The sequence below is a fragment of the Rhizobacter sp. genome (genome assembly GCA_021153565.1).
GTDB lineage: Bacteria > Pseudomonadota > Gammaproteobacteria > Burkholderiales > Burkholderiaceae_C > Albitalea.
In genome coordinates, this window is sequence record JAJKJU010000011.1 from 1 (window position 1) to 12,747 (window position 12,747).

At 62.3% G+C, this 12,747-nt stretch carries 11 protein-coding genes; 5 read left to right on the forward strand and 6 right to left on the reverse strand.

What is annotated here, in order from left to right:
* Positions 1 to 172: 172 nt before the first annotated feature.
* Genes AC30NL_RS00990 through AC30NL_RS01010 form a run of 5 tightly spaced genes read left to right on the forward strand, consistent with a single transcriptional unit; the run spans position 173 to position 4,374 of the window.
* Positions 173 to 922, forward strand: coding sequence for an SURF1 family protein (locus tag AC30NL_RS00990; RefSeq protein ID WP_489462147.1), 750 nt, complete (start codon positions 173 to 175; stop codon positions 920 to 922).
* On the forward strand, positions 876 to 1,583 hold the full coding sequence (locus tag AC30NL_RS00995) for an SCO family protein (RefSeq protein ID WP_489462148.1): 708 nt from the start codon (positions 876 to 878) through the stop codon (positions 1,581 to 1,583). Before AC30NL_RS00990 ends, AC30NL_RS00995 begins: the two co-directional genes overlap by 47 nt.
* Positions 1,584 to 1,624: 41 nt before the next feature.
* Positions 1,625 to 2,830 (forward strand): COX15/CtaA family protein, encoded by a 1,206-nt coding sequence (locus tag AC30NL_RS01000; protein ID WP_489462149.1) that lies wholly within the window; start codon positions 1,625 to 1,627, stop codon positions 2,828 to 2,830.
* Positions 2,831 to 2,845: 15 nt separating this feature from the next.
* Positions 2,846 to 3,772, forward strand: a complete 927-nt coding sequence (gene cyoE, locus AC30NL_RS01005; RefSeq protein ID WP_489462150.1) for a heme o synthase — start codon at positions 2,846 to 2,848, stop codon at positions 3,770 to 3,772.
* A complete protein-coding gene (locus AC30NL_RS01010) occupies positions 3,751 to 4,374 on the forward strand; it encodes an SCO family protein (protein WP_489462151.1) in 624 nt (207 codons plus the stop codon). Before cyoE ends, AC30NL_RS01010 begins: the two co-directional genes overlap by 22 nt.
* 121 nt (positions 4,375 to 4,495) lie before the next feature.
* On the opposite strand, the gene AC30NL_RS01015 is transcribed toward AC30NL_RS01010, so the two are convergent.
* The 6 genes from AC30NL_RS01015 to AC30NL_RS01040 all read right to left on the reverse strand — a co-directional run bounded on the left by AC30NL_RS01015 (position 4,496) and on the right by AC30NL_RS01040 (position 12,500).
* Entirely contained in the window at positions 4,496 to 5,389 is an 894-nt protein-coding gene (locus AC30NL_RS01015) for a M91 family zinc metallopeptidase (RefSeq protein ID WP_489462152.1), read from the reverse strand.
* Positions 5,390 to 5,621: 232 nt separating this feature from the next.
* Entirely contained in the window at positions 5,622 to 6,560 is a 939-nt protein-coding gene (gene rpoH / locus AC30NL_RS01020; protein WP_489462153.1) for an RNA polymerase sigma factor RpoH, read from the reverse strand.
* Between the two features lie 154 nt (positions 6,561 to 6,714).
* A complete protein-coding gene (locus tag AC30NL_RS01025) occupies positions 6,715 to 7,836 on the reverse strand; it encodes a Fic family protein (RefSeq protein WP_489462154.1) in 1,122 nt (373 codons plus the stop codon).
* A 207-nt stretch (positions 7,837 to 8,043) separates the two neighbouring features.
* A complete protein-coding gene (gene ychF, locus AC30NL_RS01030; protein ID WP_489462155.1) occupies positions 8,044 to 9,135 on the reverse strand; it encodes a redox-regulated ATPase YchF in 1,092 nt (363 codons plus the stop codon).
* 144 nt (positions 9,136 to 9,279) lie between these two features.
* Positions 9,280 to 10,134 carry an MOSC domain-containing protein gene (locus AC30NL_RS01035; protein ID WP_489462156.1) on the reverse strand — a complete coding sequence of 285 codons (855 nt, stop codon included), beginning with the start codon at positions 10,132 to 10,134 and terminating at the stop codon, positions 9,280 to 9,282.
* Positions 10,131 to 12,500, reverse strand: a complete 2,370-nt coding sequence (locus AC30NL_RS01040) for an AsmA family protein (protein ID WP_489462157.1) — start codon at positions 12,498 to 12,500, stop codon at positions 10,131 to 10,133. The genes AC30NL_RS01035 and AC30NL_RS01040 overlap by 4 nt, the downstream gene beginning before the upstream one ends.
* Positions 12,501 to 12,747 lie beyond the last annotated feature (247 nt).

The window sequence follows — 12,747 nt, forward strand, 5'->3', positions numbered from 1 at the left end:
AGAGGCTGAGAGTATTTCGATCATGCCCGCTCATCACGCCAAAAGACCCCTGCTCGTCGTTGCAAATGCTCGCCATAGCCCGGGCTATGGCTGCGCTTTGCACCTAGATCAGGCGCCTTTTGACGTGCTGCTCGGACACGCTCGAAATGCTCTCAGCCCCTGAGGTGAGGCAGTGACCACGCCATCCGCGGTGTCTTCACGCCGCGCACTCATCGTGCTGCTGGCGACACTCGCAGGAGTGGGTGTGACCGGCCGGCTCGGCGTATGGCAGTTGAGCCGCGCATCGCAGAAAGAGGCCTTGCAGCAAGCGCTTGTTGAACGTGCAACGATGCCCGAAATCGCAGCTTCGACCCTCGCGCGCAGCGCGAGCGACGCCGACGCGCAGCGCTACCGTCGCGTTCACTTGCGCGGCCTGTGGGTGACCGACGCAACCGTCTTTCTCGACAACCGCCAGATGAATGGACGGCCGGGCTTCTACGTCGTCACACCGCTGCGGCTTGCGGGAACAAGGGCCAGCGAGGCTGTACTGGTCCAGCGCGGCTGGGTGCCACGCAACCCACTCGACCGCACGCGCTTGCCAGCCCTGACAACACCGGTCGGCGAGGTCGAGATCGCCGGCCACATCGCCCCGCCCCCTGCGAGGCTGTATGACTTCGGCGGGGTGGCGTCAGGCCCCATCCGTCAAAATCTCAATCTTGGCGCGTTTGCCGGCGAGACGGGTTTGAGTCTCTTGCCTCTGTCGGTGGTTCAGGACGACACGAACGACGCCAAAGACGGTTTGCTGCGTCAGTGGCCGCGCCCGGCGGTCGACATTTACAAGCACCACGGCTACGCCTTTCAATGGTTTGCCCTGTGTGCGCTCATGGCAGGTTTGTATGTCTGGTTCCAACTCATCCGCCCCCGACGCTCGCGCCACGCCTGAGCCCGTGACCTTCACGGTGCACTCCGTGCCGATGCCGGGGGTGGACGGCGATGCCGCGCGCCGAACGGCTCTGGGTCGCATGAAGATGCTGCTCGTGCTCGCCGTGTGCGCTGCCCCGGTGGCGGCCTCGTACCTTTCTTACTTTGTCATCCGTCCGCAGACTCGGAACAATTACGGCGAGCTGATCACGCCCACGCGCGAACTTCCCGGCGATCTGCCCATGAAGACGCTGTCTGGCGAGACCGTGAAACCGTCCAGCCTTCGCGGACAGTGGTTGTTCATCGTCGTGGCCGATGCGGCCTGTGACTCATTGTGTGAACGACACCTCTACCTGCAGAGGCAATTGCGCGAAACCTTGGGTGGCGAGAAAGGGCGTGTCGACAAGGTCTGGCTTATCCCCGACGACGGCGCGCCACGGCCTGAAGTGATTCAAGCCATCTCGGTGATCGACCCGCCCACCGTGCTGCGCGTGCCGCGCGCCGACTTGTCGCGCTGGCTCGCGCCCGCCCGCGGCCGTCAGCTCGCCGAGCACCTCTACATCGTCGATCCGATGGGTCAATGGATGTTGCGCACGCCCGTCGAGCCCGACCCCTCCAAGCTCAAGCGCGACATCGAGCGGCTGCTGCGTGCCTCTGCATCCTGGGACCAGCCCGGCCGCTGACATGTCGACCCCCACATCGCTTCGAAGCAGCTGAGTTCAAGATGAACGCGCAGTCGATCTACGACTTCTCGCCCGTGCTTCGCATGGCGTTGCTCGGGCTCACGCTCGCGCTGGGGCCCCTTGCGTGGTGGTGGCTGCGTCACCGCGGTGCGCAGCCGGCGAAACGGCTTCGCGCTCTGACCTTGTTGACACTGTTCCTTACCTTTGACCTCACGCTCTTCGGCGCGTTCACGCGGCTGACAGACTCCGGTCTCGGCTGTCCCGATTGGCCCGGCTGCTACGGCAGCGTGAGCCAGCTGGGTGCGCACCAAGAAATCAGCTCTGCGCAATTTGCATTGCCCAGCGGGCCGGTGACGCATGCGAAGGCGTGGGTCGAGATGCTGCATCGCTACCTCGCGACGGGTGTGGGCGTGCTGATCACGATCCTGATGGTGGTGAGCTGGCTTGAGCATTGGCGCGTACGACACAAATCGTCGGCTTCCGGCGATCGCGCCGGTGCAATGCAAACCGCCTCGCCGTGGTGGCCTACAGCCACTTTCATCGGCGTGTGCGTGCAAGGCGCATTCGGTGCCTGGACCGTGACGCTCAAGCTCTACCCCGCCATCGTCACCATGCACCTGATGGGCGCGATGATCCTGCTGATGCTGCTTGCTGCGCAGAGTCAGGTCTGCGTGCGTGCGCCGATCGCCCTGACCTCTCGACACAAGAGGGCCGTCGTCCTTGTGTTGATCTTCGCCGTCGCGCAGGTCACGCTCGGCGGATGGGTCAGCACGAACTACGCCGTTCTCGCCTGTTCCGATTTCCCCATATGCCAAGGCAGTTGGTGGCCCTCGATGGATTTCAATCACGGCTTCACCATCCTGCGCAAGCTCGGCATCGGCCACGACGGCGAGACGATTCCCTTCGCCGCGTTGACGGCGATCCACGTCGCCCACCGCATCGGTGCGCTCGTCGTGTTCACTGCGATTGGCCTCCTCGCGTGGCGACTGGCGGCAACCGGTGGAGCGACGCAGAAAAGATTCGCCCTCGCGCTCGCAGGCGTTGGCGCGTGGCAGCTCGCGAGCGGACTCGGCAACGTCGTGCTGGGCTGGCCGCTGGCAGCTGCCCTCGCGCATACCGCGGGCGCGGCGATGCTGCTCATCGTGATGACGCTGCTCCTGGCTCGCGTCATTCAGTCAGACGAGGCGGCGCGTCAGCCCAAGGCCGCCTCCTCGACGTGGTCTGCCGCCGGCAGGCCGGCTTCGTAGAATTCGCGATTCCCCATGTCAGACACTGTGTCCACTTCCGCCGCCTTGCGCGCTCCTTCGCGAATCCGGCAGTTCTACGCCCTCACCAAGCCGCGGGTGGTGCAGCTCATCGTGTTCTGCGCTGTCATCGGCATGCTGCTCGCGGTGCCGGGCTTGCCGGACTTCAAGATGGCCTTGGCGGCGACGGTAGGTATCTGGCTCGTGGCCGCCGCGGCGGCGGCGTTCAACTGTCTTGTCGAGCAAGGCATCGATGCCAAGATGGCGCGTACGGCGTGGCGCCCCACGGCCAAGGGCGAACTCACCAACACGCAAACGTTGATGTTCTCCACAGTGCTGTGCGTGGCCGGGAGCGCCTTGCTGTACTTCGTCGTGAATCCGCTGACCATGTGGCTTACCTTCGCCACATTCGTCGGCTACGCAGTGATCTACACGGTGGTACTCAAGCCGCTCACACCGCAGAACATCGTGATCGGCGGTGCGTCAGGAGCCATGCCGCCGGTGCTCGGCTGGGCCGCCATCCGCGGCGACGTGACGGCCGAAGCGTGGATACTGTGCCTCATCATCTTTCTATGGACGCCGCCGCACTTCTGGGCGCTGGCGCTCTATCGCGCCGAGGACTACCGCAAGTCGGGCCTGCCGATGCTGCCCGTGACGCACGGAGCGGAGTTCACGCGGCTGCACGTCTTTCTCTACACTTTGGTGCTGTTCGCCGGCACCTTGCTGCCCTTCGTGTCGGGCATGAGCAGCTACATCTATCTCGTGTCCGCTGTGCTGCTTGGCGCGGGGTTTACCGGCTATGCGTGGAAATTGTGGCGTTCGTATTCGGACATGCTTGCACGCAAGACCTTCCGCTTTTCCATCATCCACCTCTCGCTGCTATTCGCCGCGCTGCTGGTGGATCACTACGTGAGTCCTCTGCTATGGCAAACCGGCGTTCGTTGATCGTTTCGGCATGTGTTGCCGTGGGCTCGCTCGTCCTGGGCGGACTGGCCGGCTGCGACAAGCTCGGCATCTCGGCGTCCTCGTCGGCAAGTACTTTTAAAGGTGTAGATATCACCGGCGCGAACTATCGGTTCTCATTGCCCGACCTGAACGGACAGACACGCACGCCGGACGATTTCAAGGGAAAGGTTACGGCCGTGTTCTTCGGCTATACGCAATGCCCCGATGTCTGCCCCATCGTATTGGCCGAACTCGCACAGGTGAAGAAGATGCTCGGCAAAGACGGCGACCGCTTGCAGGCGATCTTCATCACAGTCGATCCCGAGCGCGACACACCAGCGGTTCTGAAGAGCTACGTCGGCAATTTCGATTCCGCATTCATCGCCTTGCGGGGCACGCCTGAACAGACGACGGCGACCGCGAGGAGCTTCAAAGTTTTCTTTGTGAAGTCTCCAGGCAAGACGCCCGGGTCGTATACCGTCGATCACACTGCGGGCACCTACCTCTTCGACACCAAAGGTCAGGTGCGGCTTTTCGAGGGCTACGGCAGCGGGCTTGAAGCGCTGAATGCGGACGTCAAGGCTTTGCTTGCGGCAGGCTGAATCTGTCAGTTGAGGATGCGAGCGCTTGCGCCAGTCTCGACAAAGGTCGCGCTGTTCCAAGCCGAACTGCGATCCAGTTCAGTGGCTGCAAGTTGATCAAGACGACGACGTCGCTGCGCTGTCAATCTTCCTTGAGCGGTGGTCTGCCCAGCGGCCGTCCGTGCACAGCGCCGAGTTCGCGTAACCGCTGTTCAGTATGGGGGGAATTGGTTTCAGGAGGAGGCCGCAATTTCTTGCCTGTGTTCCCCGAGTAATTAGGCGCTTCCCGAACACCATGCTCGCGGCGTATCGCATTCTCCGAAGGAATTTCGTCGCGCCATGGACCGACACCGCACGTTCGCAGTTCTTCCTCGGCAGCGCCCCAGTCGGAATCATGAGAGGCATCGCCGAATTCCGGCCGATAAGAGGTTCCGTGTAAATGGTGGATGGAATGGATAAGTTCGTGCCCTAGCGTGGTGAATCCGAGGCTCGGATCTTCTGTAGGTCTATGCTCGCCGGCTTCGAATTTCAGTCCCTGTGACGGGACGAACTCGACGATGCTGCGGTCGGCCCCTTGGCCCGCGACATATGGAATGAATTCGTCCTTGCATCTCTTGGCACTAAGCGTCGACAAGTGGTTCAGCCATGGGCTGGGCCATTTGGGGTTTTCCCACGCTGCCGTCGCCGTGCTCCCGTGGTCCGGTGAGGGCGGTTGCTTGATGATCACCATCTTCTTTGGATTGAACTCATTCAACGCTGCAAGCTGCTGCAACGCCCAGGCGCCGGCGGGCTTGGAATCGATTTTCCGAAGCGCCTCACGAGTTTGCTGCCGGAACTCGGCAGGCTCATTCCTGGAGATATATACGCCTTGGAACCCGCTTGGCTCCAACTTTTCACTCTTTGCGAAAAACAGGCTGCTTTGTTTCCACCTTGCCTCCATGGCGTGGTGATCTTTTGGGGCTTGTGAGGAGCCGCTCTCCTGTTTGTCAGGCAGCAGCGGCTGCATCTCCACCAATGAGTTACTACGAATTTTCATTCGTTGAGAACGGCGTGTGGCCGCTTGATTTAGTTGAATGTGGGAGCCCTACTATGCGCTCCGTTGTATTCAGCTCTGTCGCTCAGGCGAAGCGGGGGATGACGGCGCGAAGACGCTCATGCGTGAAGAATGTTGCCGCGATAAACAAAACGCGGACCCTAGGGTCCGCGTTTGCGAAGCACTGCGGAAGTGATCCGCGAAAGGCTCTAAGCGCCGCTTGCGAGCGTCGTGCTTAGACCTCTGCTTCGCTCAAAGCTTTGCGCATCTTCTTCATGGCCGCCACTTCGATCTGGCGGATGCGCTCGGCGCTGACGCCGTACTCGCTGGCCAAGTCGTGCAGTGTCATGCCGCCCGAGTTGTCATCATTGACCTTGAGCCAGCGCTCTTCGACGATGCGGCGGCTGCGTGCATCGAGGGCGTCGAGCGCCTTCACGATGCCATCGCCAGCCAGCCAGTCGCGGCGCTGCGCTTCGAGCACGCGCGTCGGTTCGTTCGAGTCGTCCGCCAAGTAGGCGATGGGTGCGTAGCTTTCTTCGCTATCGTCGGCTTGCGGCTCGAGAGCCACGTCGCCGCCGGACAGGCGCGTTTCCATTTCGAGCACGTCCTCGCGCTTGACGTTCAGCTTGCGCGCCATCGTGTCCACTTCGCCCTGGGTGAGGGTATTGCGATGGGTGTGGACGTCCGCGGCTTCGTCCTTCATGCTTTGCTTCATCGAACGCAAATTGAAGAACAGCTTGCGCTGCGCCTTGGTCGTGGCGACCTTGACCATGCGCCAGTTCTTGAGGATGTATTCGTGAATCTCGGCCTTGATCCAGTGCATGGCATAGCTGACGAGGCGCACGCCCTGGTCAGGGTCGAAGCGCTTCACCGCCTTCATCAGGCCGACATTGCCTTCCTGGATCAGATCGCCGTGGGGCAGGCCGTAGCCGAGGTACTGGCGAGAAATTGAAACCACGAGCCGCAGGTGCGACAGCACGAGTTGCCCGGCGGCCGCCACGTCGGCGCTTTCACGCAGCCGGCGCGCCAGCGACATCTCTTCTTCCTGGCTGAGCAGGGGGAGGCGGTTTACCGCAGAGATGTAGGCGTCCAGGTTGCCCAGTGACGGCACCAACGTCCACGGGTCGCGAACGATCAGAGCCGAGGTAGGAGAGGACAGGTTCATGGTACTCATAGACCCCTGGGGAGGTTTTGGGTTCCGCGAATACTAGCACTCTCTGGGCGAGAGTGCTGATTGCGGTTGCGGCATTAAAAAGTTAGTGTTGGCTATCGATATGTAGTGGGAGATTGCTCACACCGATCTGGTGTCTGCTTCACTGGGGTGCCTCTCAAAGAGGCTTCAGCTCATAGCTCGTGCTGCGCCCGCCGGCCGCAGTTCTTAGCAAGATCCTCCGCTCGACCAGGTTGCTGATGTCTCGCAGCGCGGTGTCCGACGAGCACTTGGCCAGCGCCGCCCATTTGCTGTTGGTGAGCTTGCCTTCGAAGCCATCTAGCAGTCGGTTCAGCACCTTGACCTGACGTTCATTCAACGTGGCACCGTGCAGCCCTTGCCAGAACCGCGCCTTGAACAGCACGGCGTCCAGTACGCCATGCGCTTGGCCCAGCGCTTGGCTGAGCATGTCGAGGAACCAACGCAGCCATTCAGTCACGTCCATCGAGCCTTTTTGCGTGCGCTCCAGGATGTAGTAATAGGCTTTGCGCTCGCGCTGGATTTGCGCGGACAGGCTGTAGAAGCGCTGAGGGCTGCCGTCGGCACGTGCCAGTAGCAGGTCACCCACAGCACGTGCAATGCGGCCGTTCCCATCATCGAAGGGGTGCAGAGTCACGAACCACAGGTGTCCGAGCCCTGCGCGGATCAGTGCCGGATCGCTGTGGACCGGGTCATTCAGCCAACGTAGGAAGACGGTCAGGTCGGACGTCAGGCGATCAGCCGGTGGCGCCTCGAAGTGCACCCGCTGGCGAGGCATCGGACCGGAAAACACCTGCATGGGGCCGTGGGCATCATCTCGCCATGCGCCCGTCGTGATCTTGGTGAGGCCAGAGTAGCCCGTGGGAAACAGCGCCGCATGCCATGCGAAGAGACGTTCCGGCGTGAGTGGTTTCATATGCTGCGTGGTCGCGTCCAGCACCATCTCCACCACACCCTCCACGTGCCGGTCGACGGGTGCCAGCGATCCGATGTCCACCCCTAATCGACGGGCGATGGAGGAGCGGACGGATGCCACGTTCAGGTGCTCACCCTCGATCTCGCTGGTCTTGAGCACATCGTCGGTCAGGGCGGCCAGACTGGCTTCGTCGCGCAGACCCAGCCTCATATCCGCGAGCCGACCCAGCAGCAACCCTTGGGCGCGGCTGACCTGGGCCATGGTCTGCGCCAGTGCTGAGATGTCGTAGCGCCAGTGAGGCCAGTCAGGCGCCTGCCAGATGTAGAGGTAATCGCCGCTATTCATGCGGTGATTGTGAGTCTCATTCGCTGCAGCGACAAGTTATTTGCCGCATTTGGTGCGGTGAATGTGGGCGCATTCGCCGCAAGGGTGAATTACCGAGGTTGAGTTCCATCCAGATGGCTACTCGTGGAATTGCCGGCAACGCCCAGAAACAACAAAGGTTCATGGGTCTCGGCCTTCCCTGATGTTCCAGGAAAGATGGCTCGGTCATCAGACGTTGAACAAAAAGTTCATCACGTCCCCATCCTTCACGACGTATTCCTTGCCCTCCGCCCGCATCTTCCCGGCATCTTTCGCACCCTGTTCGCCCTTGAACGAGACGAAGTCGTCATAGGCGATGGTCTGGGCGCGGATGAAGCCCTTTTCGAAGTCGGTGTGGATCACGCCCGCGGCCTGCGGAGCGGTGTCGCCAGCGTGGATCGTCCAGGCACGCACTTCCTTCACGCCGGCGGTGAAGTAGGTCTGCAGGCCCAGGAGCTTGAAGGCGGCGCGGATGAGACGATTCAGGCCGGGTTCGGTCTGGCCCATCTCCTGCAGGAACATGAGGCGGTCTTCGTCTCCCATCTCGGCGAGTTCGGCTTCGGTCTTCGCGCAGATGGCAACGACTGGGGCCCTTTGCAGGTCTGCGTAGGCACGCAGCTTGTCGAGGTAGGGGTTGTTCTCGAAGCCGCTCTCGTCGACGTTGCCCACGAACATCGCCGGCTTGGCGGTGATGAGGCACAGCGGCTTCAGCACAATCTGTTCATCCTTGCTGAAATCGATGCTGCGCACAGGTTTGGCTTCGTTGAGCGCGGCCTGGCACTTGTTGAGCACGTCGAGCAGGCGCTGCGCTTCCTTGTCGCCCGCCTTGGCGACCTTGGTGGTCCGCTGCAAGGTCTTCTCGACCGTGGTGAGGTCGGCAAGGCACAGCTCGGTCTGGATGACTTCGATGTCGGAGATCGGATCGACCTTGCCCGCGACGTGTACGACGTTTTCGTCGTCAAAGCAGCGCACCACGTTCACGATGGCGTCCGTTTCACGGATGTGTGCGAGGAACTGGTTGCCCAGGCCCTCACCCTTGGATGCACCGGCGACCAGCCCCGCGATGTCGACGAATTCGACAATGGCCGGGACGACGCGCTCAGGTTTCACGATCGCCGACAGCGCGTCGAGGCGCGGGTCGGGCAGCTCGACGATGCCCACGTTGGGCTCGATCGTGCAGAAGGGGTAGTTCTCCGCGGCGATGCCGGCTTTCGTCAGCGCGTTGAAGAGAGTGGACTTGCCTACGTTGGGCAGGCCCACGATGCCGCATTTGAGGCTCATGGAGGACTTTCTGGACTTCGAGGGAAAGGCGGATTTTAGGCGGGCGCGATGCCAAGGCATTGCCCACGGATCCTGCGGGAGCAAGGTAGGCAGTGACGCTCACCACGAAATACACCATTGGCAACGCCAAGCTTGGTGTGCCGGCTAGTCGAACTTGTAGTTCGCGGCACCGGTCTGCCCCACGCGAAGCTCACGCTCGATGCCTTCGACAATGACCGCGTTCATGCCGAAGGTGATGGCTCCGCCCACACGCGAATCTGCCCGGTAGGTGAGAAGAGCATCGCGCACCGCGTGGCCGCGCTCGGCGGTGGCTGGGTCGATGTCAGGGATGGGGCAGCGCGTGCAGGGCTTGACGAGCTTGATCCGAACGGCGCCGTCGGGCGTGTCGAATCCGATGTCGTCGAGGTGATCCTCGCCATTCGACTCGACGCCGTCGATCACGATGTTGGGACGAAAACGTTCCATCGTCACCGCCACATGGCCGGCAGCGGCGAGACGGCGATTCAATTCGTCGAGCCCGGCCTGAGAGGCAACGAGGACCGGGTAGCCGTCAGAGAAGGCGTTTTCCGCTTCGAGCTCGCCGGTCCACTGGCGATTCGAGAGACGCTTCTGCTCGGGGTCGAAGCGCACGAGGCGCAGCGTCTGTCCCAGGAAGTCGCTGAACCACTGTGCCGCGAGCGCACCCATGTCGTAGGCCGCGACCTCGTTCTTCCACACCGTGACGCGGCAAGGTGCCTCAATGGCATCAAGGGCGATATGAAGCGCCAGCATGCCGGGGGCGCGAAGGACCATCTCGTGCGTTTTCAAGCTCGGGCGTATCAAAGCCATGCGAGGCAGCTCACGCTGCGTGACGAAACGGCCCGCCCCATCGACGACCATCCAGGCTCGATCGAACTCCAAACCGGTTTCGACCAGCAGTGCCTCGTTCAGGCTCACGCCCGCGCAGCTCTTGATCGGATACACGTTCAGCGCAGCGATGCGCACTTGCAGATCGCTCACTTGAACAGTCCCTTCAGGCCCTTCTTGAGCATGTCGGTGGGCGATGGCTTGGACGCGCCTGCAGGCGCGGGCTTGAGGCCGAGCTGCTGGCCGATCTTGTCTTCGAGTTGCTTCGTGACGGCAGCCGCGGCGACCGTGGACCACTCGATCTTCCAGTCCAGCGATTCAAACGGCCCGGTCAGCCGCACCGGAATCGTGAGCCCTTTCAGTGACGTGAGATCGGCGCCGTCCTGCCCCTTCATCGTGGATGTCACTGTGGCGCGCGCCAAATAGTCGATGCGCCCGCGACCCACGTCAATCGCACCTTCGCCGCCCATGCGCAGGAATGGACTCTTCATGTCGAGGTCGCGATTTCTCGCCACGCCGTCGGCGATCTGGAAGCTGGCCGACAGCTCGCTGAAGTCGGTTTTCTCTGTCTCATTCGCCTTCTGCGCGGCATCCTGCTTCATCGTGAGCGCGGCCTTGGCCTGGCGCAAGCTCTTCGCGAGGTTGATGCCCTTGACCGCGCCATCGCGCAACAGCAAAGCCGAGCTGCCTTTCAGCCGCGATTTGATCTCGTTCACGCTTCGCCCTGCGCTGTCGAGATCGAAGCTCACACGGCCCGTGCCTTCGATCCAGTCTTTCGCCGCGACGTCCTTGATGAGCGCATTCACGTCCACGCCCGTGGCACTGCCCTTGATCGCGATGCGGCTGGCCCGCGCATCGGCAAACGCAGTCGCATTCAACTGTCCGCCCCAGGCCTTGCCCTGCAGTTCGTTGATGCGCAGCATGCCGCCTTCGAGCGAGGCTTCGATGCGGGCATCGGCCACCTTGTACTGCTGGAAGACGAAGCGCCCGGCATGCAGGCTGACCTGGGCGTTCACTGCGCGCAAACCGCTCAGGTCGACCGGCGTATCGGTGCTGCTCGCCTTTGCAGGCTTGGCAGGAGCCGCCGTGGTGGCCAGCAGTCGATTCAGGTCCAGCGAATCGAAGTTGGCCTTCGCTGTGATCCGCGGCGTGTCGCCTGCGAGCGTGGCTGTACCTTCGGTCGAGAAGCGGTTGTCGTTGAGCTGGCCGGCGATGTTCCAGTTCGAGCGCTGGGTCGACGCGATCGCATTGCCCCGCACATTGAGCGCGAGCGGCTGCAGCTGCGATTCCTGCACCTTGGCTTGCAGGTCAAGTTTGTCCATGACCAGTGTGGCTTGCGATGGCTTGATCGTGAGGTCGCCTCGCAACGTTCCAGCGAACTTGCGCTGAGGCGCGTCGCTTTCGACCTGCGCCTCGAACGCAGGCAGGTGCACTGCTTCAAAGCTGCCGCTGGGCGCCGCGCTCTTGAACCTCGCGGTCAAGGGCATGTCGCCGCCCCGTGAGAGTTTGCCGCTGAAGGCGCTGCCGCTGATCGATTTGCCTGCGACGGCGAGCTCGGGCCATTCGAGGTCCAGCGTCACTGGATGCCCGCTCTGCGTGGCTTTCACTGCGGCTTGCAACTTTCGCAGCATGAGCGTTTGCGCAGCGGGTTCGAAGGCGAAACGATCGATCGACAAGGTGCTGCCGTCGTGCTTCAAGGTGCCGGTGTGGCCGCTCAAGCGAAGCGAGAGTGCATCGGCGTTGATGCTCTTCTTCGAGCCATCCCAGGCTACGCTGCCCTTGAGCGCCAGATCGACGGCGCTGGCGCCGGGGGCGTCGCCCTTGAAGAGCAGGCTCATCTGGCGCAAGGCGGCCGATTGCGTCTCGGTGTCGAGCATCAGTTTCGTGTCGCCGCTCAGCATGCCCTTGACTGCGGGCTGTTTGAAGTCGAACTGCAGGTCCATGTCCACCGGTGCCTCGACGCGATTGGCAAGGCGACCCGACTTGAAGGAGCGCAGCAGCAGCTGGCCGTTGGTGCCTGTCATGTCATCTTTGACAATGGCCTTCAAGTCGTTGAGCGTGATGCCGCTCACGTCGAAACGCACCGGCTTGCTCGTGCGCGCCTGGTCGGGCTCGGAGTCAGATTTCAGCAGGTCGTCGATGTTGCTTTTGCCCTTGGCATCGCGCAGGTAGGTGACGCGAACCCCCTTGGCTTCGACGCGCCCCACGACCACCTCTCCGCGCAAGAGCGGCAGCACATCGACGGCTAGCCCGGCCGAGTCGATCTCTGCGAAGTTCTCGACTTTCGCCGCTTCACTCAGTGTGACCTTCGACACCTTGAGGGCGAGGCGCGGGAACATCGACAGCTCGATCGGTCCGTCGATGACAAGCGTGCGTTGCCGGTGCGTCTTCATCCAGTCGACGGCGACCCCCTTGTACTTGTTCGCGTCGAAACTCGCGACGAACAAGGCGGCACCCGCGACCACCAACACCACCAAGACCAGCAGCGCCCAAGCGCCGCGACGTATCCAGACTGCCATGTCCATTTATCCCTTCAGGGCTGAAATTGTGCCCTTGCTCAGGAACTAGTGTCGCGTCAAGCCACAACTGCCGGCTGCTCGCTTGCTCTCGAAGCGCATTGCGGCGTTGCGCCTCCTCGCCATAGTGCAGAGAGTCTTTAGTCTGGAGTGCAGAGAGTCTTTAGTCTGGCGGACGCGGCGCCCCGGTCTCCGCTGACGGCACGGCGTGACCGCCGCGGCCGGTAGGCTAAAGATCCCGTTGCACTGA

Excerpts from the sequence above, each read along its gene's own strand:
- AC30NL_RS00995 (WP_489462148.1), top strand. The coding sequence starts at position 876 with ATGTCTGGTTCCAACTCATCCGCCCCCGACGCTCGCGCCACGCCTGAG.
- AC30NL_RS01000 (WP_489462149.1), top strand. The coding sequence starts at position 1,625 with ATGAACGCGCAGTCGATCTACGACTTCTCGCCCGTGCTTCGCATGGCG.
- cyoE (WP_489462150.1), top strand. The coding sequence starts at position 2,846 with ATGTCAGACACTGTGTCCACTTCCGCCGCCTTGCGCGCTCCTTCGCGA.
- AC30NL_RS01010 (WP_489462151.1), top strand. The coding sequence starts at position 3,751 with ATGGCAAACCGGCGTTCGTTGATCGTTTCGGCATGTGTTGCCGTGGGC.
- AC30NL_RS01015 (WP_489462152.1), bottom strand. The coding sequence starts at position 5,389 with ATGAAAATTCGTAGTAACTCATTGGTGGAGATGCAGCCGCTGCTGCCT.
- rpoH (WP_489462153.1), bottom strand. The coding sequence starts at position 6,560 with ATGAGTACCATGAACCTGTCCTCTCCTACCTCGGCTCTGATCGTTCGC.
- AC30NL_RS01025 (WP_489462154.1), bottom strand. The coding sequence starts at position 7,836 with ATGAATAGCGGCGATTACCTCTACATCTGGCAGGCGCCTGACTGGCCT.
- ychF (WP_489462155.1), bottom strand. The coding sequence starts at position 9,135 with ATGAGCCTCAAATGCGGCATCGTGGGCCTGCCCAACGTAGGCAAGTCC.
- AC30NL_RS01040 (WP_489462157.1), bottom strand. The coding sequence starts at position 12,500 with ATGGCAGTCTGGATACGTCGCGGCGCTTGGGCGCTGCTGGTCTTGGTG.